Source organism: Yersinia sp. 2541 StPb PI, assembly GCF_052217145.1.
GTDB lineage: Bacteria > Pseudomonadota > Gammaproteobacteria > Enterobacterales > Enterobacteriaceae > Yersinia > Yersinia enterocolitica_E.
This window is the reverse complement of sequence record NZ_JAZGQB010000001.1, coordinates 2,835,822-2,860,719: the sequence shown is the minus strand read 5'-3', so window position 1 is coordinate 2,860,719 and position 24,898 is coordinate 2,835,822. Positions and strand designations below refer to the sequence as shown.

The window sequence follows — 24,898 nt, the reverse complement described above, 5'->3', positions numbered from 1 at the left end:
TAATTAACTGATGTGTGCACTTTACATTTCGCCCAATAGGTTCATCCAATACCATTTTTGTGATACCTTTTAGGTATGAATGTACCTATAGATCTACGACAATTTCGATACTTCCTTGCTGTCAGCGAGGAGCTTAATTTCGGGCGGGCTGCGGCGCGACTACACATATCCCAACCCCCATTGAGCAGGCAGATCCAGCAGCTCGAAGCGGTGTTGGGCGTTGAGCTGTTCGTGCGAACCCGGAGCGGGGTGACACTGACAAAAGCAGGTGCCGCATTTTTACCCGAGGTCAGGCGGACATTAGTGCAAGCGAATAAGGCTATAGCTGCTGCTAGAGCGGCACGCGTTATCGTTGCAGGTAAGTTCGTCGTGGGTTACACAACCGTGTTTGACCGAAGCGTTATTCCTGATGTATTTGAGCCTTTACGTCAGCGTTTCCCTAACTGGCAGATTGTTACTCAAGGCAAGCATTCGATCAGTCTTGTGCGGGATATCAAAAACGGAATAATGGATGTAGCCTTTATCGGCTTGCATACCGAGGCTAAAGGTCTGAAGGTCGAGATGCTATTTGAGGATCCACTCATAGTCGCATTGCCCGCCATTCATCCTCTTGCCCGTAAGCGCAGTCTAGGCTTTGATGACCTTCGCGGTGAATCAATATTTCGCTTTGAACGGCGACTGAACCCAGGTTTTTATGATCACTGCCAGTCGTTCTTCGAACAGATTGACTTCAAACCCAACATGATCCCTGAACCCGATGATCACCATATCTTGCTCGGCCTTATTGCCGAGGGACAAGGGATCGCATTCATCTTTTCATCACTACAGAAGGTCAAGCGGCAGGGCGTTGTCTTTCGACGACTAAAAGCAGAGGCTAAAAGTTTGTCCAGTGGTATCGCTGTTGCATATTCCCCAGACAACTCGTCAGAGATCTTAAAGCAATACCTGGAACTTACCAAGGCTGCGACTTTTGGCGCTACGAGAGGTGCGCTTAGCACCATTCTCAAATCAGAGTAGAGTCTTATTTTACCCATCAGTCAGCAATAAGTTGCTCTGTTACTTAGCAGGGTAAGCACCACATTTATAAGCGAATCAGTTGAAGGCCTACACTATCCTTTAACTCTAGTATCCTGGAACGCGGGACGGCGGATCTGTCAGAGCATCCAAATAATGCCCAGGCAACCAGTGAACGCACCGACCCATCCAGTGCTGGCCAACCCCATCGTCTCCAGACTTACCCCGCCCAGCAGAGAACCCAGTGCAATGCCGCCATTGAAACCTGCGATATTCAACCCGGCAGCTACCGCAGGTGCTTGTGGTGCATGGATGTGCGATAGTCCGATCAAACGAGCCTGTAAGGCGGGCACTGCGGCGTAGGTTAGCGCACCCAACAGGCCTACCAGTGGCACCATGAGCGTCAGCGATGGAGCAAATATCCAGATTGCAATTAACACCACGACCAAACCGATCAGTACTGTCATCACTGCCGCATCAGCACCTCTGCGGTCGGCTAGGCGCCCCCCAGACATTACCGACAGCAGCCATCACGCCATAGCCCAGCATCAGCAGGCTGGCAGTGCTTTCGCTGACTTTGGTTACTACCAGCAGGATAGGCGAAATGTAGGTGTAGAACGTGAACGAGCCAGCATAAGCCAGTACAGTGATGCCAGCACCTGCCAGGAGGCGTGGATTGAATATAGCCTTGAGGCCATCCATCGCGTTGGCCTGCGCCGAAGTATCATTGTGGTCGGTCGGCATCAGGATCAGTAGGCCCACGAAGCCGATTGTGCCACAGGCGGCCACAGCCATGAAGATCACCTGCCAGCTCAAGATTCTACCTAGGTAAGTCCCTAAGCGCTAGACACCAACAGAAGTAGCATCGCTTCAGCCACATCTTTAGCAGAGGCTGGGTTCTGGCCAGTCACCAGCCTCTCGCTCACCACGACCTGAACCTGAAAGTCTGCTACTGGCAGATGCCTGGCCCCTCGTTCCTGCAAGGCATCGGCGAGCAAAAAAGGCACCGTCTCGTACAAAGCAACCGCGCGCTCCTCTTCGTTGGTGAATGCCGAAATTTCCTTGTCTGCGACCAGATAGTGACCATCAGCGAGCTTGGTATTCACCAGACCTGCCGGTCCATGGCATACCGCAGAGACCACTCCTCCGCGCTCATAAATACTCGCGGCAATAGCGGCCAGTTTTGTGTTATCTGGGAAGTCCCACATCGTCGCATGACCACCTGCATAGAAGATCGCCGCATAGGCATCGGGATCTACCTGTGACGGTGCCAGCGTGTTTTCGATGGCCTTACGAAGCACTGCATCATTCCAGAATGCAGCATTGACCGGATCGCCGATAACCGACGCATTCTGGTGGCTTCGCCGACCTTTATTGCGGCACATGGAAATCCCGCACGACCGGAAGAGTTATAGCAATACAATTGCCTGGTGTTTGCCTATCCTGGATTACTGCAAAACACATGGCCGCTGTGAAAAGGCCGATGCGAGAAGTCCATCGTCATCGACGGCATGCTCTGCAGCGACAATGGCGAAGTTTTACATGAATGGTGTCTTGCTGGCTTGGGAATTTCTTTGTGTGAAATTTGGGACGTTCACGAGGAATTGCACAATGGCCAACTGGTGCCTGTCTTGCCTGACTGGGAAGGCGTGGCATCCAAAATCAGCCTCGTGCGAGCACGCAGAGAACCCGTGCCGCACCGACTGACCGTCTTCAGCGACTTTTTACTTGAACGATGGCAGCAGACGCCATGGGAGCACTGGTGCAGTTTGCTGCCATTTCCTCTTAAACAATGTAACAGTGCAACTTCTACAATGCTTGACATTAGATAGGAATATCTCTCGATCCTATTGGTACGCCTGTACATATATTTTTTGGGTCGATAGAGAGTCATCACGTTGCGTGCGTTTAACATATTGGTTCATCGTGTTCTCCTGATATTAGGGGGGAACGTGTCAACGCTATTTAGGGCGGGTCATTTTTTTGGTGAGGGGCAAAGGATTTACCCCTTACATTATCGTCACTCAATCCCTAACACGGGAGGAGCTGTTTGATGTTTTTTTACTTCGCTGCTTTTGAAAAAAATGGTAAGGGGCAACATAATTTGACTGATTCACATCAAGATAATCAGCCCACCACTGCATCATCTGATATCTGACTTCAAGGTGCTCTGCCAGATGATTGTAGGCCGCCCTGACGGCGATGGCTCATCTGCCGTTCAACCGCATCCTGCGACCACAGGCCAGATTCCATCAGGGCACTACAGGCCATGGCGCGGAATCCGTGGCCGCAGATTTCATCTTTCGTGTCATAACCCATCAGGCGCAAAGCCTTGTTGACCGTGTTTTCGCACATTGGCTTATACGGATTATGGACACCGGGGATACCGTCACGCTGTTGTCGGGCATTCGCCAGAGATACATCAGGATAGGCACCTAAGCCAAGGCGAGATTCTTTTTTGTTGATACGATATTTAAGATACCAGAGACGTGAACCGCTTGGATTGACTAAAAGGTATAGACCGTGGGAATCGGAAACTTTGAAAGGTTTTTCAGAAGGCTTGAGACTGCGGATTTTAGTGTCGTTCAGAGACATAGGGTGGTCACTCCATAATCGAACTGAAATGACCCCAAATCAGACCACCAATCTTGCCCGATGCGGAGGGGGAAATGAAAATGCATCGGGAAGACTTTTCACGCTAACTTATTGAATCTGAATCGCATAGGTATTCGCAAAGCGGCATGAAAACACAAATTTGGCTCCTCTGACTGGACTCGAACCAGTGACATACGGATTAACAGTCCGCCGTTCTACCGACTGAACTACAGAGGAATCGTGTGAACGGGGCGCATGATATCTAGCATGCCCGATACTGTCAACGCTAAATTAGTACATTGCGATTGACTGCTCAGCATCTGAGCAAAGAGGGTGAATATAGCGGCTAAATAAGGCCAGTCCGCGATTTATTATTAACTATCGACTCTTTACTGCTTCAACGAAGGTATAGGTAATTAACTTAGTGGCTGCATATTATCGGTATTTTGATTATCCGCTAACCCATTTTCCCAACGTTTTAATCTGGCGAGTGGGTCCTGACGATAGAATGCGCAGAAATGCTGATAAACAACAGGAAAACGACTTTCTAATAGTTCAGGCGCACTGAAGAAATACTCTGATAATACCGCAAAACATTCCGCCGGATCACTGGCGGCATACGCATCCATACTGGCAGCCTCGACACCTACCATATCTATCTCATCTTGAATACTGTCCATCGCCTGATGCAGGTCATATTCCCATGCAGCTACATCACGCATAGCAATAGGAGGCACCCCGTTAGAATTGCCACCATTACGCATATCCAGCTTGTGTGCGGCCTCATGAATAACCAGATTAAAGCCTGATAAATCAAAGGAATCTTGAATATCTTGCCAGTTCAAGACAATCGGCCCTTGTTCCCAACTTTGACCCGATTGTACCGTTTGACCAGAGTGCACCAAGCCGAGATCATCTTGCCAGTCGTCGTCAACCACAAAAGGTGAAGGATAAATAAGGACTTCATGAAAGCCATCTAACCATTTGGCGCCGAGTTCCATCACTGGCAGTGCGAATAGCAGACAAAGGCGGGCTTGCATCAGCGGTGTTAGTTCTAACCCCTGCAATGGCACCAGCCGCTTTTGTTGCAGCAAATTACTGGCAACAGAAACCAGCCGCTGCTGCTCCTGCTCATTCAGCGGAGCCAACAGTGGGATGTTCAGTGCTTCCTGCCACTGCGCAAGCATCTCCGCTTGCGGTTGATTTGCTTTCCACAGCCACTTAATCATCAGGTTGCCCACAAAGTGATAATTCGAATATCTAAAGCAGGGAGGTGTTGCCATAAACATGCCGTAAAAAGGTGCATGATCGCAACCGTTTCATGGAGAGATACCGGAGCGGCTGAAGAGGTTGCCCCGAAAACGACTGAGAAGATAACCTTTCTAAGGGGAAAACCCCGCTTGCTCCGCCATTATTCAAGCACTTATAGAAAAAAAATTCAGCGATCCTTATCACACTAAGTTGGCGTGGCAAGATGATAAATAATAGATCAGGGTTGTTGATTGTTTGCTGCTATTTAGGCCTATATTTAATTATGACATCAGAGAGTTCTGACTGATGAATCCCAAATGCAGGAGAAGGCTATTCGCGGCTTAACCGGTTTCATTGTAATACTGACGGCACTACTGCTGCCGGGCAGTGTTGCCTATGCAGCGATGGCGGGTGATGCCAGCCCGATGTTCATGCCAATATCGAGTCTCCTTACCTCTGACCCGATTCGGGTCGCTCAACACCATTTTGAGCAGATTGAATCCTATCAGGTCATAATTCATTCTCTGTCAGCACAAGGCGAGGCTACGGTGATTCGTTATAGCTATCGTAAGCCGGGATATGTGCGTATGGATTTTACTGAACCCCACAATGGCGCCGCGCTGGTCTATAGCCCTGACAGTGGCAAAGTTCGATTATGGCCCTTCGGTGTAAACACGCTACCTGTGCTGAGCCTTTTGCCCACCAATACCTTAATACGCGATAAAAATGGCCACCGGGTGGATCAATCAGACATTGGAAGGTTGTTAGACAACATCCAGCGCCTGCAACAAGGTGGCAAGACCGCAATTCTTGGTGAGGAGGTTTTCGCGCAACAACTGGTATTGCACCTCTCAATAACTGGCCCGGCCGGTTTCACTGTGGATAAGGTGCATCGCTGTGACATCTGGCTAGATAATCGATCCCATTTGCCTGTCAAAGTGATCAGTTATGGGGTGGATGAAAGGCAACTGGAAACGGTCATTATGGAGGCAATGATTATCAATTTGCATTTTCCTGAGCGTTTTTTCACCCCTTGATGCGGAGTTCGCTGGTATGGCTGAGTATCGGTTTTCCACCATTTGGCAGGTCAAGGCACCGCTTCAGGCAGTATGGGATATTTTATGCCACCCGGATATGTGGCCGTATTGGTGGAAAAGCCTGGAGCAAATCATTGAGATAGAAAAAGGCGATCTACAGGGTATCGGCGCATTACATCGTTATACCTGGAAAGGTGTACTTCCTTATCGGATAACCTTTGATATTCATGTAGTAACTATTATGCCTTTACATTTGTTAGAGGGGCAGGCGAGTGGTGAAGTTGAAGGGATTGGGCAGTGGTCATTATTTTACAATGGCAGCGACACCATTGTTCGTTACAATTGGCATATTCGAACCAATACGCGCTGGATGAACTGTCTGGCGCCAATCGCTGCCCCATTATTTCGCTGGAATCATGATAGCGTTATGCGAGAAGGTGCCAAAGGGTTAGCGCGTAAATTAGGCACACAGGTGGAGATGAGGTGATGCTATCGCTCCATAAGATGGCATTACGTACTGGCTTACAATGATTGGCAGAGTCAAAAAAGATAACAGTAAGTGATAATTATTTCTGTTTATAAGATAATAAAAGTGGCTATTTTTGTTTCTTTTTGTCATGAGATTTGTTGATATTAATTTAATTCTTCGATAAATAGATATTTTTCACTTAAATATTATAAATAATTTGTAAAGATCATTTTTGGCTAAATTTATGTTTGGCATTTTTTGATGTGTTATATCCAATAATGGTATTTTTTTAAGATGTCCTCATCTATCAGCGTAAGAAAAGTCCCACAAGCCTGTTTTATATTGTTTTTTTATTTATGAGTTATTCACGTGTTTAATATCGAGCATAACTTATTTTTATATGTTATCTATCGATTGTGGGTAATTTCCTACACGTAATGAGATATGTCCTACCGTGAATTTCCACTCTTCTTTTGTTTGTATTCTGTGATTCTTATTATTTGGTAATGCATTTATAACATCACGTTTTGGGCTGGATTGACAATATTTAAAATGCTGAAATAATAGCCGTACGAAATCGGATTTCACTGATTCAGGATATTAATCCTAATTAATATTATTGGCCTAAAACCTTATTTTAAAGCACAGGGAAATAAACATGAAAATTAAAACTAGCAATGCATTAATCGCTGCTATTGCAAGCGTATTTATTGCACAATCAGCATTTGCTGCTGATGGAACTATTACCATTAACGGTCAAATTACAGATACGACTTGTGGTGTCTCTGTCAACAACGGCACTAAAGATGGGACCGTTAACTTACCGACTATTTCTGCAAGCGCACTGAGTTCAGTCAACTCCGTTGCGGGTACCACTCCTTTCAATATCTCGTTGTCTGGTTGTACTGGGGCGACACTGAATAACGCTTATGCTTACTTCGAACCAGGTGCTTTTGTTGAGACCAGCACTGGCCGGTTGAACAACAATAGCGGTACAGCAACTGGTGTTCAGGTTCGTTTGTTAGACAAAAGCAGCACAGCAATCATGGTAGGCGGCGCTAGCCAGGGCGGCGTGGTGGAAGATATTTCCACTGGTGATGCAACATTGGGCTACTACGCACAATATTATGCGAATAGTGGCACTGTTGGTGCTGGTACCGTTGTAACACAAGTCGACTATACTATTGTTTACGATTAATCAAAGCGTGTGATATAGCGTAGCTGGTGGCAAGTTATTGTTATAGCTAATGTTATCTGTTGCCAAATGGGAGCTTAATGCTCCCTGTTTCATTCGCTCTATAATTGGAAACTCTTATGCGCAAAACATACTTTATAGCCTTTGCTTTTGTCACATTACTGGTTGCAGCAACGGTTACCCGTGCTGAAGTAATGATCACGGGTACGCGTGTTATTTATGACGAGAAGCAGCGTGAAGGTGTGGTTAAGGTTTCCAATACCGGTAATATGCCGGTTCTTCTTCAAGCCTGGATTGATAACGGTGATGCGAATGCGCGTCCTGATACCATCAAGGTGCCTTTTAGTGTTACGCCACCAGTAGTGCGTCTGGATCCTAAACGGGATCAGACTATTCGCCTGTTCCGTACTGGCAGCGGCTTAGCAACCGATCGTGAAACGCTTTTTTGGTTTAATTTGCTAGAAATTCCGCCTAAACCCACTAAAGGTGCCACGGGGGAAGATAATAAATTGCAATTGGCTTTTCGTACCCGAATAAAAATGTTCTATCGCCCAGCAGAATTAACGATGCCGATAGAACAGGCTATTACGAATCTGACCTTTTCTAAAAAGGGCAATCAACTGGTTATAAAAAATGCATCACCGTATTATATAACCTTTAGAAAATTGGAGTTACGGGCATCAAAAGAGAGCCCGGCGATGGCGAACTTGAGTAAAATAAATAATAAGATGATTGCACCTTTTGCTGAGCTTAGCTTACCGGTTAGTGCTGACGGACCAATAAATAATACTACACAAGTTTTTTATTCTGTGATCAATGATCAGGGTGGCGAGACGCAGGGTGTTCAAAAGTTGGCGCGATAAAAACATAAATATAATTAATTAGTCTTTCTCTGCATCCACCGGGTGCATATTTATTAAATGGCCTCGATATAATGTTTAATTATTACATGTATTATCAAAAAAACGAGCGCCCGAAATATTTGTCGGCATTCTCCCTTGTTATTTTTAGCTTGGGCGGCATGCTATTTAATTTACCCGCCTGTGCTGAAGACCCTGAACATGTTGAGTTCAGTGATTCTTTCCTCCGTTTTTCTGTTGATGCCAGCCGCTATAGTGAGGGCAATCCCGTTGCTCCAGGTGAGCGTAGTATTGATATCTATTTGAATGAGCAATGGATCGGGCGTCAGGCGATACGCTTTGAGTTGCCGTCGCCAGAATCTAAAGTGGCTCTTCCGTGTTTTGACTTAAAGTTGTTTGATGAACTCGGAATTGATACCACTAAGCTCACGCCTGATGTACTGAAACAACTGGAAACTGCCAGTGTTTGCTCGTCATTGAGTACTCTGCTGGGCGGTGGGAATGCCATTTTTGATGAGAATACCCAGCGGTTGGATATTCAGATCCCACAGGCTTCCTTAATCCGTCAGGCGCGTGGCTATGTTAATCCCAAATATTGGGATGACGGTGTGACGGCGGCAACGCTGAAATATGATTACACCGGTTATCGCAGTAATCAGAGTGATGCCAGCAGCCAGACTTATCAATATCTCGGGCTGCTAGGCGGATTCAACTGGCAAAGTTGGCGTTTATACTATCGTAGCGCATTAAATCGAAGTGACAGTCAGGGATTTGATTATCAAAATCTGGCCACCTACGCGGAGCGTGCGGTGCCATCGTTATATAGCAAAATGACGATTGGTGACTCCAATACTGATGGTCAGGTATTCGACAGTCTCAGCTATCGTGGCATTGAATTAAGCTCGGATGATCGTATGTTCGCTGACTCTCAGCGTGGTTATGCACCCGTAGTGCGCGGCATCGCCCGTACTAACGCCCGTGTCGTGGTGCGTCAACAAGGCCAATCTATTTATGAAACCACGGTGCCACCGGGGCCTTTTACCATCGACGATCTCTACCCTACAGGTCAGGGCGGCAATCTGATTGTCACTATTACTGAAGCTGATGGTAGCGAGCAGTCGTTTACCGTGCCATTTGCATCAATTGCCGAGCTATTGCGGCCGGGAACCACGCGCTATTCTTTAATGGCCGGTGAGTATCGTGATAATTCAATGGCGGAAAAACCGGCTCTCTTGATGGGAACCTTGCGCCATGGCTTATCCAATTTAATCACCGGTAACGGTGGAGTGGTTGCAGCCGAAGGGTATCTATCGGCCTCTGCCGGGCTGGCGTTTAATACCCCCGTAGGCGCGGTGGCATTTAGTTTGACACAAGCACAAACCAGGTTACCCGGTGAGAGTGATCAGAACGGTCAGAGTATGGGCATTACCTATGCGAACTCATTACCGGAAACGAATACCAGCCTGACCATCGCCAGTTACCACTATTCCAGTGACGGTTTTTATACGCCGTCAGAAGCGATGCGCATGCGTGACTATTTGCAACATGGCGAAGTTAATAACACTATTTTCAATTCAAGCCTGCCAGATGGTAATACTCGCTACGATGACAGTTTTAAGTATCGTCGCCGCAATCAGGCGCAAATCAGTATTACTCAAGGTTTGCCAGAGGGTTATGGTTCGTTTTATGCCAATGCGAATGCGCAGGATTATTGGGGCGGGCAGCGTCGCGATATGAATTTCCAACTCGGTTATAATAATAGTTATAAGTCACTGAGTTATAACCTAGCTCTTAATCGGCTGCGCAATATGTCCAGTGGGGATTGGGATAATCAACTGAGCGTCTCTTTCTCCATTCCGTTGGGCAGCAAACGGGGTTCACCGCGGTTGAGTACCAGTTACACCAACACTCGTGACAGCAGTTCAGTTCAAACCGGGGTTTCAGGTTCTGCTGGCGACGATAATCAATTTAACTATGGTGTTTCAGCGGCGAATAACCGTACTGACGTGAACGGTAACTACAACACTGTAGGCGTGACGGGCAGTTGGCTGGCGCCTAAAACGACTATTGGTGGCAGTTATTCGAAAAGTAATGATTACGAGCAGGCCAGTGTCAATATGTCTGGTGGCATCGTCGCCTACGGTGGTGGTGTGGTTTTTGCCTCCTATCTGGGCGATACGGTAGGGATTGTTGAGGCCCCGGATGCTGCCGGAGCCCGTGTGGCCAACTATTCGGGGATGCGTCTCGATAGCAGTGGCCGGGCGGTGGTGCCTTACTTAAGCCCTTACCGACAAAATGATGTAGAACTGGATCCAAAAGGCTTATCGTCGGATGTGGAATTTAAAACTACCAGTCAACGGGTTGCCCCTACTGCCGGTGCGGTGGCACTGGTGAAGTTTGAGACCTCTAGTGGCTATTCGATGTTATTGACCGGACATCGGGCGGATAACACACCACTGCCGTTTGGTGCCGAGGTGAAAGATGCCACTGGTGCCAGTGTGGGCTATATCGCTCAGGGCGGGCAAGCCATGGTGCGGGTGAACCAGCAAGATGGACATCTGCGCGTGATATGGGGTGAGGGCGTTGGTGATAGTTGCGGCTTTGATTATAAATTACCCAGCAGCACATTGGTTAAGGGTGAATTCCGGCAGTTAGAGGTGATATGCAAATGAGTTCTTATCGGAATATAGCGCAATATTACATGGACAGGTTCTGTGGTGCAGCCAGTGATTCGATAGCGCGCGGCTGCCGTCAACTAAAACAACTTTTACTGTGGTTACTGGTGATGAGTAGTTTAGCGATCAGCCATAATGCTAATGCATTGGGCTCTGCCATGGATTGTGACTATAGCGGTACTTACTATATTTATGGCCCGACAACCACACTGCGAGTTCCGCCCAACACCGCGGTTGGTTCGCCGATTGGTTCATGGATAAGCTTCCCCGCAGGGGGCTGGGTGTGCAAGATATTATCCACCTCAATGAATGACAGTATTAAGGCTGGGGCAGGGCTGTTCTCGCCGTACAGCATCGACCGGACAATCAACATTGATGGCAATAGTCACAGTGTATTTTCTTATACCGGTAAAGCTGGCTTAGGCTATGCACTGCGTTTTCGCGTGACCGGCGCAGGTTTCAGCAGCGACTGGAAGCCGATGAATGGCTTTAGCGCGGCAAATATAGTTTATTCCTCACCGCTGTTAGGCCCTATTCCTTACAACAATGGGGCTAATTTTAACTTGAACGTAGAACTACAAATCAAGTTTGTTAAGATTGCCACGACATTAACCAGTGGATGGGCTGCCGCTTTTGACCCTGCTTATGCCTATAACTATCGCACCTATAACAATGGCGCCAGTAGTTATCTTGAATCAACCCGCTACCGATTATTTGATTTTGCGCCAAATTCCCTGAATATCCAGTTAATGACACAGACCTGCACCACACCGGATGTGATTGTCAATTTACCGGATGTCGCCAGCAATAAATTTACTGGGATTGGCAATATTGAAGGGTTAAGATCATTTAATCTCAATTTTAATAACTGCCCTGGTGGATTGGCGGGTATTAATTATACGTTTGGCGCGGCAACTAATGTGCTGAATGCGGCAAATGGTGTGGTAGCGTTGAATAGCGGATCTACTGCCAGAGGCGTGGGGGTATTATTGCGTAGCCAGACAAATACACCTATCGTGTTGAATACCGAATACACCTTGAGCGGCTATAATTCAGCGAGCACGCAGAGCTACACCGTGCCGATGAACGCCGGGCTTTATCAAACTGAAAGCACCGTGCAAAGTGGTTCCGTCAACGGCGCATTTACTTTTACGTTGATCTATAAATGAAAACGCTATCGTACTGGCTCATGCTGTATATCCGCAGGTTCACGCATCGGTATCACGTGTTTGCGGCGGTGACCCTTGCCTCCTTCTTGCTCAGTACCACAGCGCTGGCGGGTATTGCTATTGGTCTGACCCGAGTGGTGGTTACTGGAGATGATAAATCAGGCAGCGTGCAGATCCTCAATAAGGGCAATCGCCCAGCTTTACTGCAACTGTGGGTTGATAACAATATTGCTGAAATGGATAAATCAATTGAGCAGATAAAGGTACCGTTTGTTGTTGATACTCCAGTGTTCCGCCTTGATCCCCAAACCAATAAATCTGTTCGCATTTACTATACCGGTACTGCCGGTCAACTGCCGTCTGATCGCGAATCGATGTTTTGGCTGAATGTATTAGAAGTGCCTCCGAAAAGCGCCTCGTCGCAGACCACCAACAATGAAGTGCAAATTGCCTTCCGTTCACGCATCAAACTGTTCTATCGCCCGGCGGGTATTCCTGCCAGTTCAGAGGGGGTGCTTAACCAACTCTCTTTCAGATGGGTTCCAGAGGGCAGTGGCGGGGTTTTTCGTGTCACCAATCCGACGCCATTTAATGTGACATTCCAGACTGTGGAGATTGCGCAAAGTAAAAGTGCCGCGAGAACCCCGGTTAAGTTGGGGAATGACGATATGGTCGCGCCGAAAAGTAGCATCGATGGTGGGCTAGTCGGTAATCAAATTCCGGCTAAGAATATGACGGTATTCTTCTCAATTATTGATGATTTTGGCTCGACAGTGGAAGGTCAACAGCCACTACAATAACCCGCGTTGTTACTCCTTACTGCTGCGGCGAGACTAACGATAGCCCGCAAACAGGCAAACAACGTGGTCATAAGAAAAATCCTACAAATCAAACGGATACAATTCATTCCTGCTTTGCTTTTCCTATTGGTCTCTCCGGCCACAAGTGATACCTTTCTATTATCACGATGATAAACAGGCGTTTCGCACAGAATTTCAGCAGCGATTTATCATTTTGCAACAACTTGCCACAAGGAAAATGCCGTGACTCAAGGAAACCGTATCGCGCAGGAACTGGCGTTTAGCACCAGTGATAATGTTCCGTTATTCTACCGTTGTTGGGTTGGCCTGTTCGGTACAAGATGCTGATGAGTTTGTCCGTTTCGCCGCCGTTAACTGACCTGTTCTTAGCGCGTTAAATCCTGAAAAAGCAGGCGGTGTCGCCTGCTTTTTTTGGCGTAAAATTTAGATAGTGGGTTCCTGATTACCTAACTGTGTGACCACCAGTTCTACCTGTTGTTGCTGCAACAGTGCGGCCAGTTGTGACGGGGGGGAAACATTGGTAAACAGCGCTGTAGCTTTGGCAACATTACCAATTTCGACGGCGGCGGAGGCGTGGAACTTGGTATGATCGGCTGCCAATAAGATGTGGCGGGAGTGTGCCATCATCGCTTTCACCACTGTCGCCTCATTAACATCAAACTCCAGCAGGCTGCCGTCGCTATCAATTGCCCCCATGCTGGTAATCAGATAGTCGGCGCGGAAACCTTCAACGAAAGAGACCGCACTGGGGCCAATAATGCCACCATTGTTTGGTCGTAGCGTACCGCCTGGCACCATCACTTCAAAATCGGTATTTTTATATAAAATGTGTGCCACCCTCAGGCTATTAGTAATAATCCGCAGGTGGCTGTGATTTATCAATGCGCGGGCGATATGTTCAACAGTGGTACCAATAGTGATAAACACCGTTGAACGATCGGGAATGTAATCAGCAATCGCCTCAGCAATGGCCATTTTCTCTTTAGTATATGAAAGCTCTCGCTGTTCAAACGCGGTATTCACGACGCTAGACGCTCGCCCGGCCCCACCGTGATGACGGGTAATCAGCCCTTGTTCGCTAAGCTTACGGATATCGCGACGCACGGTTTGAGTCGAAACATCCAGCAATTGTGCCAATTCATCAATATTCATATAGCCACGACTGGCGATCAGTTGAATCAGTTGATCGTGGCGCGGGTTACCGGTTAGTTCGGTCAGACTCATGCTTTGCTCTCTCTCATTCATCATACTATTGTTTATTTTATACAAAATGCGTCAGGAAAGAGTCAGTTTGATCACAATCAGGTATTCCGGCCCGCCCACCGGGGCGGGTACATTTTAATGCCGCCACGGCATTAGCATAGCGCACTGCCGCAGTAATTGTGTGTTGTCGGCCCAGCGTTACCGCTAATGCACCATGAAAAACATCCCCCGCACCGGTAGTATCGACCACGGCTACCTCAAATCCCGCTTGATGTTGCTGTTCGCCGTTCTCCAGCCAATAACAACCTTTTTTACCTCGGGTGACATACACCTGTCCGTTTGTGTCACTGGCGGCTAATAAGAGCGCAGCGTCAGTGTCATTTTTGCCCGTCATTCGCTGTAAACCCGGCTCGGAGAAGACCGAGTGGTCCGCAAGAGCGACCAACGGGCGGATATCTTGCGGCGTGACATCGGCATCAAGTAGGGTGGTGATACCGGTTTGGCGGGCCAGTGTAAATGCGGTTAGCGCCCCCTGATGCCAACGGACATCCGCCAACACGACATCATAGTGGCTGAAATCTATCCCCGTCAGCCATTGGGCATCTTCTGGCAGGTCAGGACTGGGATGGTTAATGATGATGCGCTCCCCATGACGGTCGACTAAGATCGCCGACTGCGATGAACGGGCATTGGCGTAGCGGCGGCTAAGGGCGGTATTTACCCCATAGTGTTCCAGCTCATCGAGCAGAGTATTGCCCGTGGCATCATCACCTACCCGGCCAATAAAATCGACTTGCGCGCCCAGTCGAGCCGCCGCTACCGCTGCTGTTGCCGCCGGGCCTCCACCAATCTCACGATAATCATCCGCCACATATTTACCGCCGCTATCGGGCAGTTTTGCCAGGTAATAGAGGCGGTCCTGCACCGCAATTCCTACACATGCAATCCGGGTCATGGTTTCAGTTCCTTGGTTAGCCAAAAAAGGGCTGTTGATCACGATGTGACCATTTTAATTCGTTCAAATGTTAAAAGAGTGACGGATGTCAATTTTTTGACCATAAATTACAAATACGATCAAAAACAGACAAAATATTCCAATCAAGTGACTAAAAATGACATCAGGTGACAGGAGAGAATAATGGCACAGGTAGCATTCATCGGGTTAGGGCAAATGGGATCGCCCATGGCGCGTAACCTCATTAAACACGGGCATCAATTACATGTTTTCGATACCAACCCCGGCGCGGTAGCGGCGTTGGCTGCGCGGGGTGCCACGCCATGTGGTAACGCAGGGCAGGCCGCCGAAGGAGCAGAGTTTGTTATCACCATGCTCCCTAACGGAGAACTGGTGCATGACGTGCTGTTCGGCAACGACGGCGTTTGTAGCCGCTTGTCACCAGAAGCACTGGTGATTGATATGTCCACTATCCATCCGTTACAGACTGACCGTTTGGCGCAACAGATGCAGGCCAAAGGGTATGGCTTTATGGATGCGCCGGTGGGGCGTACCTCTGACCATGCACAGGTCGGCACCTTATTGATACTGGCGGGGGGAACGCAAGCGCAGGTTGAGCGGGCAACGCCATTACTGATGGCAATGGGATCTGAACTTATCAATGCGGGCGGGCCGGGGATGGGGATCCGCGTGAAGCTTATCAACAACTACATGAGTATTGCGCTCAATGCGTTGTCGGCGGAGGCCGCCGTACTATGCGAAGCACTGGGACTGTCTTTCGATGTCGCACTGCAAGTGATGAGTGGCACTCCGGCGGGTAAAGGGCATTTCACTACCACGTGGCCAAATAAGGTGCTGAAGGGAGATTTAACGCCAGCGTTCATGATTGATTTAGCACATAAAGATTTAGGTATCGCTCTTGATGTGGCTAACCAATTGCACGTCACCATGCCGATGGGGGCTGCTTCCCGCGAGGTTTACAGTCAGGCCAGAGCCTGCGGGCGCGGGCGCCAGGATTGGAGTGCCATTTTACAACAGGTTCGCAGTCAGTCTGGTCTGCCAACAACCGAATGATTTCCGATTAATTGATGGTTTTTAAAGCGGCTGTTATCAGCACGCAGAGGGAGAGAAAATGTCTTATGTATCCGGTAATACCTTAATTCAACACGCATGGCAGCATGGCTATGCCATCGGCGCTTTTAGTGCCCACAATGCTGAAACAATCCGCGCGATCTTGCTGGCTGCCGAAGAGGAGCAGGCGCCCATCATGCTGCAAATTGGGCAGAAAGTGATTAGCGTCATGGGGTTAAAACCCATGAAAGAAATGGTTGATGCCTTTATGCATGACATTACGGTACCGGTCTGTATCCATCTGGATCACAGCCGTAGTTTTGAGCAGACCATGGCGGCAGTTCAGGCCGGTTTCCAGTCGGTGATGTTCGATGGCTCTCACCTGCCATTCGATGAAAATGTGCGTATTACCCGCGCGGTGGCAGATGTCGCTCATGCCTTGAATATCGGCGTTGAGGGTGAAATTGGTAAAATCGGTGGTACTGAAGATGATATCTCAGTTGACGAAAAAGATGCCCTGATCACCGGTTGCGATGAAGCGCTACAGTTCGCCGAACTGACCACCGTTGATTATCTGGCGGTATCGATTGGTACCGCTCACGGGATGTATAAGCAAGAGCCGAAACTGGCATTTAAGCGCCTGCAAGAAATCCGCGAAATCGTCAAGAAACCTATCGTATTGCATGGCGGCTCTGGGGTGCCGGATGAGCAAATTCGCCGCGCGATTACCTTGGGGGTTGCCAAGGTCAATGTCGATACCGAACTGCGTCAGGCCTTTACCCAAGGGGTTAGCGAAGTATTGAATCAATCACCAGAGGAGTATGTCTTGGCGGTTTCGCTGGGCCACGGGCGTGATGTGATGAAACAAAAAGTGATTGAAAAAATCCGCTTGTTTGGCAGCCAGGGGAAAGCCGCTGCTTTTGCTGGCTAATCCTTTCTATCTATCGTACGGCATGGTGTTTTGCACTTGAACGGGCAGGCGACCAAAGCCGTACGAAATACGAGGTTGAGTGTATGACGACAATTCAACGCCAGCAATTTGGCGAGCATCAGGGGCAGGAAGTTTCGCTGTTTACACTAACTAACCGCAATGGTATGCGGCTCTGCGTGACCGACTACGGTTGTATCATCACCCAACTTTGGGCGCCAGACCGCCACGGGCAACTGGAGGATGTGGTGATGGGGTTTGATGATTTGACCTCCTATCAGGCCGGTCATCCGTTCTTTGGTGCCATTGCCGGTCGCTGTGCCAATCGCATTGCGGGTGGGCGCTTTAACATTGACGGGCAAGAGTATCTGCTGGCAACCAATGAACTGCCGACCGGGCAGCATTTGCACGGAGGCCAGCGTGGCTTTGATAAGTATGTCTGGCAGGCGCAGGAAGAGGGCGATGGTATTATTTTTAGCCGCACGTCGCCCGATGGTGAAGAGGGATATCCGGGGAATTTACAGGTGCGCCACCGTATCGGCCTGACGGATGACAATGTCATGACCTTCAGTTTCGAGGCGCAAACCGATAAGGCAACCATCGTCAATCTGGTGAATCACAGCCATTACAATCTGCGCGGTCACACTCATTTAATTCACGACCAGCAACTGAAAATTGACGCTGACTTTATCACGCCAGTGGATGAAAGCAGCATGCTACCGACCGGCGAGATTGTCCGTGTTGCAGGCACTGCATTTGACTTTCGTAATGCCCGCCGCTTGGGTGATGCGATGCAACAGCGGCCAGCGCAGGATTTTGACATCAACTATGTGCTGAAAAAAAACGATTTATCGCAGAAAAATAGCACCACTCTGCAACCGGCGGCCACGCTGATTTGCCCACATTCAGGTCGGGTGATGGCGGTTCATACCACCCTGCCAGGTATTCAGTTTTATAACGCATTCAAGCTTTCTAACAAGGTATGGAATGGCAAAGCGGGGCATCGCTATCAGGCATTTTCAGGAATATGTCTGGAGACACAGGCCTTCCCTGACAGCATTCATCAGGGGCACTTCCCCGATGTCATTCTGCGACCAAATCAAAATTATTCTAGCTACACCGAACACCGTTTCAGTGTTGTCGCTTGAGCTGCGCCAACCGATAAGTCATTAAATTCACTGGAAGCAATATGATGAATAAAAAAGCAAAAGTGGGCGTGTTGGCCTTGGGCCGTAGTACTTTTGATGTGCCGTATGCGCAGGAAATGCTGGCGCAGGCGTGGAATACCCTGAGAGCAATGGATATCGAGTTGATTGGGGAACCGGCATTACAGTTTGATGCCGAGTCTGCGTTACAAGCGTTGCCCGCGCTGAAGCAGGCCAATCTTGATTTACTGCTAATTTTACAGGTGACGTTTACCGATGCTTCGCTGACCTGTGAAGTGGTGCGTGACTTCCCGGTCCCAACAGCTATGTGGTCCTTCCCGGAGGCTCGTACCGGTGGTCGTTTACGGCTCAACTCCTTCTGCGGGGTTAATTTGGCCTGCCATGCATTGAGCCGCGAAAATATCAAGGTCCAGACTGTTCATGGACTGCCGGATGATGCCCATGTGGTCAGCGAGCTACAACAATTGGCGCAGGCTGCCGCGATCGTCAATCGCTTTAAGTGCGCCAAAGTGATGGTAATAGGCGAACATCCACTGGGGTTCGATGCTTGTAACTACAACCAACAACAACTGACACAACACTTTGGTGTCAGCGTTGATCGCCAACCCGTGTTGGAATTTATCGATGAAGTAAAAGCGCTACCGGACAGTGCCGCCGATGCACCCTATCAGCGCCGCGCTAAAGATTTCCCGAATTTGGCGGAAATGGACCAAAGTGCGACCTGTAAAACGCTGAAAGTCTACTCAGCGTTGCGTGAGAAAGCGCAACAGCAGGGTTACTCCGGTATTGCGGTGCGCTGCTGGCCAGACTTCTTTACCGATTATGGGTGCGCTGCCTGTGGCGCATTGGCGCTGATGAATGAAGACCTCGTTCCATGTGGCTGCGAGGCTGACATGTTCGGTGTGCTCTCGTCATTAATGGCGCAGTGGGCCTCTGGTAGTGCCGCGTTCAATACCGACTTGGTCGATATCGACCCGGTGAGCAACAGTGTGGTGTTCTGGCATTGTGGTCAGGCACCGATTGAAATGGCTGATCGCGACGGGCCGGTGCAAGCCACCATCCACTCCAACCGCAAGTTACCCCTGCTATCCGAGTTTGCCCTTAAACCAGGCCGCATCACCCTATGCCGTATTACGCAGGGTGAAGGCAAGTTGCGTCTGATGCTGGCAGGCGGCGAGATGATCAAAGCTCCGCTGGCATTCTCTGGCACTGCCGGGACGGCAAAACTGGATATCGATGCTGATAGCTATCGTCAACGGCTACTGGATGCCGGAATGGAACATCATACCTCGCTGGTCTATGGCGAGCATCGCCCGCTGCTGCGCAAGGTGGCTCGTTTACTCAACCTTGAGGTGATTGAGCTGACCTGATAGGGCAACCATTCTGATAATAGGGGTTCTGATGAAAGTTAAGAACCCTAACTAAATCAACAGTATTTATACTTTTTGGGGATTTTTATTATGACTTATCAAGCGGGCAACCTGTCGGGAGTGGTATTGGTTGAGCACAATGGCGGTTTCACTCTTTCATTCCAACAACGTTTGTTACTGCAACACAGCGCACAAACACCGTGCCTGTGGATTGGCCGGGGTAAAGCGGACATCGATATGTTCCGTGGCAATTTCAGTATCAAAGATTGCTTGAGTGAAAAACTGGCATTGACCGATGCGGTTATCACCCCACAACAGCAGGGGTGGGAGATTCAATTTAGCCGGGGAGAGGTAGCCCAAGCCACATTACATATTACCTACGACGCGGCCGGGCGGTTGGAGATGTCCCTGCGCAATGGTGATAAAGAGAATAACCGAATGTGGCTACGGCTCGCCGCGCAATCGGAGGACCATATCTACGGCTGTGGTGAACAGTTCTCCTATTTCGATCTCCGTGGCAAGCCATTCCCACTGTGGACCAGCGAGCAGGGGGTGGGGCGCAATAAGCAAAGTTATGTTACCTGGCAGGCCGACTGTAAAGAGAACGCGGGCGGTGACTATTACTGGACCTTCTTCCCGCAGCCCACTTTTGTTAGCAGCCAAAAATACTACTGTCACGTTGATAACAGTTGCTATATGAATTTCGATTTTTCAGCCCCTGACTATCACGAACTGGCGATTTGGCAAGACGTAGCGGTGCTACGGTTTGAGTGTGCTGACAGCTATATCGGTCTGTTGGAGCAATTGACCGCATTATTGGGCCGCCAGCCTGAGTTACCGGATTGGGTATATGACGGCGTGATCCTGGGGATTCAGGGCGGGACCGAGGTGTGCCAGCAAAAGCTGGAGGTGATGCGTGAGCATGGGGTGAAAGTCAGCGGTATTTGGGCGCAGGACTGGGAGGGCCGTCGCATAACATCTTTTGGTAAACGCCTGATGTGGAACTGGCGCTGGGACAGCGACCTCTATCCTGAGCTGGATAAACGGATTGTGCAATGGAAGAAAGAAGGTGTGCGCTTCCTCGGCTATATCAATCCCTATGTGGCGATTGAAAAAGAGCTGTATGCCGAAGCGGCAGAGAAGGGCTATCTGACCAAAGACTACAGCGGCAATGACTACCAGGTGGAGTTTGGTGAGTTCTATGCCGGGGTGGTTGATCTGACCAAACCGGCGGCCTACGACTGGTATAAGGAAGTGATTAAAAAGAATCTGATCGCGTTTGGCCTTGATGGCTGGATGGCCGACTTTGGCGAATACTTGCCGACCGACACCGTGATGGACAATGGTGTCGATGCTGAAATCATGCATAACGCCTGGCCCGCGCTGTGGGCCAAATGTAACTACGACGCCCTGGCCGAAACCGGCAAATTAGGCGAAATATTGTTCTTTATGCGGGCCGGTTATACCGGTAGCCAAAAATACTCGGTGATGATGTGGGCTGGTGACCAGAACGTGGATTGGAGTCTGGATGATGGGTTGGCATCTGTTATACCTGCGGCGTTATCACTGGCAATGACCGGTCATGGTTTGCATCACAGCGATATTGGTGGTTACACCACGTTATTTGAGATGAAACGCAGTAAAGAGTTGTTGATGCGCTGGTGTGAATTCTGCGCCTTTACCCCACTGATGCGTACTCATGAAGGTAACCGCCCGGATGATAACTGGCAGTTTGATAGCGATGTCGAAACTATCCGCCAGTTTGCCCGGATGACCCAAGTCTTTACCACGCTGAAGCCGTATATCAAACAAGCCGTGGCGCTTAACTCACAATCTGGCTTGCCGGTAATGCGCCCACTGTTCCTGCATTACGAGAATGATGCTCACACCTATGGCCTGAAATACCAGTATCTGTTTGGCCGTGATCTGTTAGTTGCACCGGTATATGAAGAGGGGCGCACCGATTGGTCACTCTATTTGCCATCAGACAACTGGATCAATCTGTGGACCGGTGAATCACACTGTGGCGGGGCTGATGTAACTGTCGCGGCACCAATGGGACAACCGCCGGTGTTCTACCGGGCGGGCAGTGAATGGGCTGAATTGTTTGCATCATTACGGGCGTTATAACACAGGCAGAGGCCCGCGGGTGGCGGGCCTCTCAGGAGAGTGACATGAGTGAAATACATCAAGATCCAGTAAAATTGACACTGCCGCTGCGCGAGAAATTCTCCTACGGGATTGGCGATGTGGGTTCAAACCTACTGTTGTGTGTGGGTACATTGTACTTGCTTAAGTTTTATACGGATGTGTTGGAAATCCCCGCCGCTTGGGGAGGATTAATCTTTCTAATCTCGCGTTTCTTTACTGCATTCACCGATATTGGTACCGGTGTCATGCTGGATAACCGCCGCAATATCGGGCCAAAGGGTAAGTTCCGCCCCTTTATCCTCTATGCATCGATGCCGGTGGCCTTGCTGGTGGTGGCTAACTTTATTGGTACCTCATTTAGTATTACCGGTAAAACCATCACGGCCACGTTGATCTTTATGAGCTTTGGCCTGTTCTTTAGCATGATGAACTGCTCATACGGTGCAATGGTTCCCGCCATGACCAAAAACCCACAAGAGCGAGCTCAGCTTGCCGCATGGCGTCAGGGGGGGGCAACCGTCGGACTACTATTGTGTACCGTCGGTTTTGTGCCCATCTTGTCGCTATTTGAAGGGCAGGCGCAGACCGGTTATCTGGTGGCTGCATCCATCTTCGCTTTTGTCGGCATGCTGTGCATGTGGTGGTGTTATTCCGGCGTTAAAGAACGTTATGTCGAACTGCCAAAGCCGGAAGCAGCCAAACCTGGTCTGTTGCAATCATTCAAAGCCATTACTGGCAATAAGCCGTTGTTTGTCCTATGTATTGCTAATCTGTGCACCTTGGCTGGTTTCAATATAAAACTAGCGATTCAGATCTATTACACCCAATACGTACTCAACGATGTCACGTTACTGTCATATATGGGGTTCTTCAGTATGGGGTGCATCTTACTGGGGGTGCTGCTGGTACCGACGGTGGTGAAACGCTTTGGTAAGAAAAACGTCTATTTGGGTGGGCTGAGCTTGTGGATCTTGGGGGATGCCATGAACTACATGTGGGGCAGCACCTCGACTTTATTTGTTCTGTTCTCTTGCCTGGCTTTCTTCGGCACGGCTTTTGTGAACAGCCTGAACTGGGCGCTGGTTTCTGACACGGTGGAATATGGTGAGTGGAAAACCGGCGTGCGCTCAGAGGGGACGGTATACACCGGTTTCACCTTCTTCCGTAAGATTTCCCAAGGGTTAGCAGGCTTCTTCCCCGGTGTCATGCTGGCGTATATCGGCTATGTGCCTAACGTGGCACAGGGAGAAAGAACGCTGGAGGGGCTAACGCAGCTTATCTTCTTGTACCCATGCGGGTTGGCGATACTTACCGCACTGACTATGGGGTTGTTCTACCATCTGACCGAGAAAAATTACATCAAGATTGTCACCGAGCTGGAAGAGCGCAAACGCGATGTCAGTCCGGCAATCTAGCCTTGATCTGTTTAATCAGATGAATTAACACCACCAAAACCCTACAACCCGCTTATGGCAGGATCCGGTGCGAGTGAGATTTAACCGGAGGTAAGCGGGTTAAAAAATAAAAAGGACCTGTCAGATGCCGAATTCAACTTACCAGGATCCCGTAACACTTCGATTACCGCTGCGGGAAAAAATAGCTTATGGAATGGGCGATTTTGGTTCTAACCTGATGCTGTGCATCGGGACACTTTATTTACTGAAGTTTTATACCGATATTCTGGGGCTCCCGGCTATTTACGGTGGCGTGATTTTTTTGATTGCCAAGTTCTTTACCGCCTTTACCGATATGTTTACCGGCGTACTATTAGATTCTCGCCGTCACATTGGTGTGAAAGGGAAGTTCCGGCCATTTATTCTGTATGCCTCATTACCTGTGGCATTGCTGGCTGTCGCGAACTTTCTCAATACCGGTTTTAGTCTAAATATCAAAACGGTATTGGCAACAGTGCTGTTTATGTTATTCGGTTTATTCTACAGTTTGATGAATTGCTCTTATGGTGCGATGGTCCCGGCAATGACCAAAAACCCAAATGAGCGCGCGCACCTGGCAGCCTGGCGACAGGGTGGGGCGACGGTAGGGCTATTACTGTGCACGGTAGCTTTTATGCCAATTCAACTGCTGTTTACGTCCTCACCTGAGATAGGCTATCTGGTTGCAGCGCTAATATTTGTCACGTTCGGCCTGGTCTGCATGTGGTGGTGTTATTCCGGTGTCAAAGAACGCTATGTGGAACCGGTATCGGTACACCATAAACCGGGTATTTTTAAATCATTTTGCGCCATCTTTAAGAACCCGCCGCTATTAGTGTTATGTATTGCCAATTTGTGCACGTTGGCAGCATTCAATATCAAACTGGCGATTCAGGTTTATTACACTCAGTACGTATTGCAGGATATTCATTTACTGTCCTATATGGGCTTTTTCAGTATGGGCTGTATTTTGATTGGTGTATTGCTGGTCCCCACGGCGGTGAAGTATTTCGGCAAGAAAACCGTCTACCTTAGTGGCTTAATGTTATGGGGCATGGGGGATGTACTGAATTATATCTGGGGCACCAGTTCGGTCAGCTTTGTTGCATTCTCCTGTATGGCCTTTTTCGGTACTGCATTTGTCAACAGCCTGAACTGGGCATTAGTCTCCGATACGGTGGATTATGGTGAATGGAAAACAGGGATTCGCGCAGAAGGGTCGGTGTATACCGGCTATACCTTCTCACGAAAAATTTCTGCCGCACTGGCTGGATTTCTGCCCGGTATCATGCTCACTCAGATTGGTTATATTCCCAATGTTGCCCAATCGACATCAGTATTGGAGGGGTTGCGCCAATTGATTTTTATTTACCCTTGCACTCTGGCAATGATTGCAGCCATAACCATGGGGCTATTTTATAAGCTCAATGAGCAGCGCTTTGTTAAAATTATTGCTGAATTGAATTTACGTAAAATGGCTACGTCGGGGTGATTTCTATTTTTAGTGGTAATAAGAAATGCTATTAAATATAGAG

Annotated in this window: 22 protein-coding genes, 1 tRNA gene and 1 pseudogene; 16 read left to right on the top strand and 8 right to left on the bottom strand. The window is 48.9% G+C overall.

Annotated elements, in window-relative coordinates; genetic code table 11:
• Positions 1–75 precede the first annotated feature (75 nt).
• Positions 76–1,017: a LysR substrate-binding domain-containing protein gene (locus tag V1953_RS12915; RefSeq protein WP_442851007.1), complete on the top strand. Its 942-nt coding sequence runs from the start codon at positions 76–78 to the stop codon at positions 1,015–1,017.
• 137 nt (positions 1,018–1,154) lie between these two features.
• Here the strand turns inward: V1953_RS12915 and V1953_RS12910 are convergent, their stop codons facing one another.
• Genes V1953_RS12910 through V1953_RS12900 form a run of 3 tightly spaced genes read right to left on the bottom strand, consistent with a single transcriptional unit; the run spans position 1,155 to position 2,399 of the window.
• A complete protein-coding gene (locus tag V1953_RS12910; protein WP_442851006.1) occupies positions 1,155–1,481 on the bottom strand; it encodes a hypothetical protein in 327 nt (108 codons plus the stop codon).
• Positions 1,482–1,491: 10 nt separating this feature from the next.
• Entirely contained in the window at positions 1,492–1,809 is a 318-nt protein-coding gene (locus V1953_RS12905; protein WP_442851005.1) for a hypothetical protein, read from the bottom strand.
• Positions 1,810–1,850: 41 nt separating this feature from the next.
• Positions 1,851–2,399: a type 1 glutamine amidotransferase domain-containing protein gene (locus V1953_RS12900; RefSeq protein WP_442851004.1), complete on the bottom strand. Its 549-nt coding sequence runs from the start codon at positions 2,397–2,399 to the stop codon at positions 1,851–1,853.
• Between the two features lie 126 nt (positions 2,400–2,525).
• On the opposite strand from V1953_RS12900, the gene V1953_RS12895 reads away from it, so the two are divergent.
• Positions 2,526–2,846 carry a LysR substrate-binding domain-containing protein gene (locus V1953_RS12895; protein ID WP_442851003.1) on the top strand — a complete coding sequence of 107 codons (321 nt, stop codon included), beginning with the start codon at positions 2,526–2,528 and terminating at the stop codon, positions 2,844–2,846.
• A gap of 192 nt (positions 2,847–3,038) precedes the next feature.
• On the opposite strand, the pseudogene V1953_RS12890 reads toward V1953_RS12895, so the two are convergent.
• From V1953_RS12890 to mtfA, 3 genes and pseudogenes are all read right to left on the bottom strand, one after another.
• Positions 3,039–3,609 (bottom strand): annotated as a pseudogene (locus V1953_RS12890) (integrase arm-type DNA-binding domain-containing protein).
• Between the two features lie 161 nt (positions 3,610–3,770).
• Positions 3,771–3,846 (bottom strand) — tRNA-Asn (locus V1953_RS12885).
• A 179-nt stretch (positions 3,847–4,025) separates the two neighbouring features.
• On the bottom strand, positions 4,026–4,838 hold the full coding sequence (gene mtfA, locus V1953_RS12880; RefSeq protein ID WP_083159203.1) for a DgsA anti-repressor MtfA: 813 nt from the start codon (positions 4,836–4,838) through the stop codon (positions 4,026–4,028).
• Positions 4,839–5,177: 339 nt separating this feature from the next.
• On the opposite strand from mtfA, the gene V1953_RS12875 reads away from it, so the two are divergent.
• From V1953_RS12875 to V1953_RS12845, 7 genes are all read left to right on the top strand, one after another.
• Entirely contained in the window at positions 5,178–5,897 is a 720-nt protein-coding gene (locus V1953_RS12875) for a DUF1571 domain-containing protein (protein WP_127891202.1), read from the top strand.
• Between the two features lie 16 nt (positions 5,898–5,913).
• Positions 5,914–6,384 (top strand): SRPBCC family protein, encoded by a 471-nt coding sequence (locus V1953_RS12870; protein ID WP_442851002.1) that lies wholly within the window; start codon positions 5,914–5,916, stop codon positions 6,382–6,384.
• A gap of 640 nt (positions 6,385–7,024) precedes the next feature.
• A complete protein-coding gene (locus tag V1953_RS12865) occupies positions 7,025–7,564 on the top strand; it encodes a fimbrial protein (protein ID WP_083159201.1) in 540 nt (179 codons plus the stop codon).
• A gap of 104 nt (positions 7,565–7,668) precedes the next feature.
• Positions 7,669–8,424 (top strand): fimbrial biogenesis chaperone, encoded by a 756-nt coding sequence (locus V1953_RS12860; protein ID WP_442851001.1) that lies wholly within the window; start codon positions 7,669–7,671, stop codon positions 8,422–8,424.
• Positions 8,425–8,510: 86 nt separating this feature from the next.
• Positions 8,511–11,093: a fimbria/pilus outer membrane usher protein gene (locus tag V1953_RS12855; RefSeq protein ID WP_442851000.1), complete on the top strand. Its 2,583-nt coding sequence runs from the start codon at positions 8,511–8,513 to the stop codon at positions 11,091–11,093.
• The gene (locus tag V1953_RS12850; RefSeq protein WP_227746541.1) at positions 11,090–12,265 is read left to right on the top strand and encodes a fimbrial protein; all 1,176 of its coding nucleotides are present in this window, start codon (positions 11,090–11,092) and stop codon (positions 12,263–12,265) included. The genes V1953_RS12855 and V1953_RS12850 overlap by 4 nt, the downstream gene beginning before the upstream one ends.
• Positions 12,262–13,065 carry a fimbrial biogenesis chaperone gene (locus V1953_RS12845; RefSeq protein WP_372569001.1) on the top strand — a complete coding sequence of 268 codons (804 nt, stop codon included), beginning with the start codon at positions 12,262–12,264 and terminating at the stop codon, positions 13,063–13,065. Before V1953_RS12850 ends, V1953_RS12845 begins: the two co-directional genes overlap by 4 nt.
• Positions 13,066–13,509: 444 nt before the next feature.
• On the opposite strand, the gene V1953_RS12840 is transcribed toward V1953_RS12845, so the two are convergent.
• Together V1953_RS12840 and V1953_RS12835 are read right to left on the bottom strand one after the other, a co-directional pair.
• The gene (locus V1953_RS12840; RefSeq protein WP_083159197.1) at positions 13,510–14,310 is read right to left on the bottom strand and encodes a DeoR/GlpR family DNA-binding transcription regulator; all 801 of its coding nucleotides are present in this window, start codon (positions 14,308–14,310) and stop codon (positions 13,510–13,512) included.
• A 37-nt stretch (positions 14,311–14,347) separates the two neighbouring features.
• Complete coding sequence (locus V1953_RS12835) at positions 14,348–15,244, bottom strand: sugar kinase (RefSeq protein WP_442850999.1); 897 nt, start codon at positions 15,242–15,244, stop codon at positions 14,348–14,350.
• Between the two features lie 183 nt (positions 15,245–15,427).
• Between V1953_RS12835 and yihU the strand changes: the two genes are divergently transcribed.
• The 7 genes from yihU to V1953_RS12800 all read left to right on the top strand — a co-directional run bounded on the left by yihU (position 15,428) and on the right by V1953_RS12800 (position 24,855).
• Positions 15,428–16,318: a sulfolactaldehyde 3-reductase gene (gene yihU, locus V1953_RS12830; protein ID WP_442821035.1), complete on the top strand. Its 891-nt coding sequence runs from the start codon at positions 15,428–15,430 to the stop codon at positions 16,316–16,318.
• Positions 16,319–16,376: 58 nt separating this feature from the next.
• Complete coding sequence (locus V1953_RS12825; RefSeq protein WP_083159194.1) at positions 16,377–17,246, top strand: class II fructose-bisphosphate aldolase; 870 nt, start codon at positions 16,377–16,379, stop codon at positions 17,244–17,246.
• An 83-nt stretch (positions 17,247–17,329) separates the two neighbouring features.
• Positions 17,330–18,391: an aldose epimerase family protein gene (locus V1953_RS12820; protein WP_420073342.1), complete on the top strand. Its 1,062-nt coding sequence runs from the start codon at positions 17,330–17,332 to the stop codon at positions 18,389–18,391.
• 41 nt (positions 18,392–18,432) lie between these two features.
• Entirely contained in the window at positions 18,433–19,779 is a 1,347-nt protein-coding gene (locus V1953_RS12815) for an L-fucose/L-arabinose isomerase family protein (RefSeq protein ID WP_227746540.1), read from the top strand.
• Between the two features lie 90 nt (positions 19,780–19,869).
• On the top strand, positions 19,870–21,909 hold the full coding sequence (locus V1953_RS12810) for an alpha-glucosidase (RefSeq protein WP_442850998.1): 2,040 nt from the start codon (positions 19,870–19,872) through the stop codon (positions 21,907–21,909).
• Positions 21,910–21,953: 44 nt separating this feature from the next.
• Positions 21,954–23,345 (top strand): MFS transporter, encoded by a 1,392-nt coding sequence (locus tag V1953_RS12805; RefSeq protein WP_442850997.1) that lies wholly within the window; start codon positions 21,954–21,956, stop codon positions 23,343–23,345.
• A gap of 124 nt (positions 23,346–23,469) precedes the next feature.
• Positions 23,470–24,855: an MFS transporter gene (locus tag V1953_RS12800; RefSeq protein WP_083159190.1), complete on the top strand. Its 1,386-nt coding sequence runs from the start codon at positions 23,470–23,472 to the stop codon at positions 24,853–24,855.
• Positions 24,856–24,898: the final 43 nt, after the last annotated feature.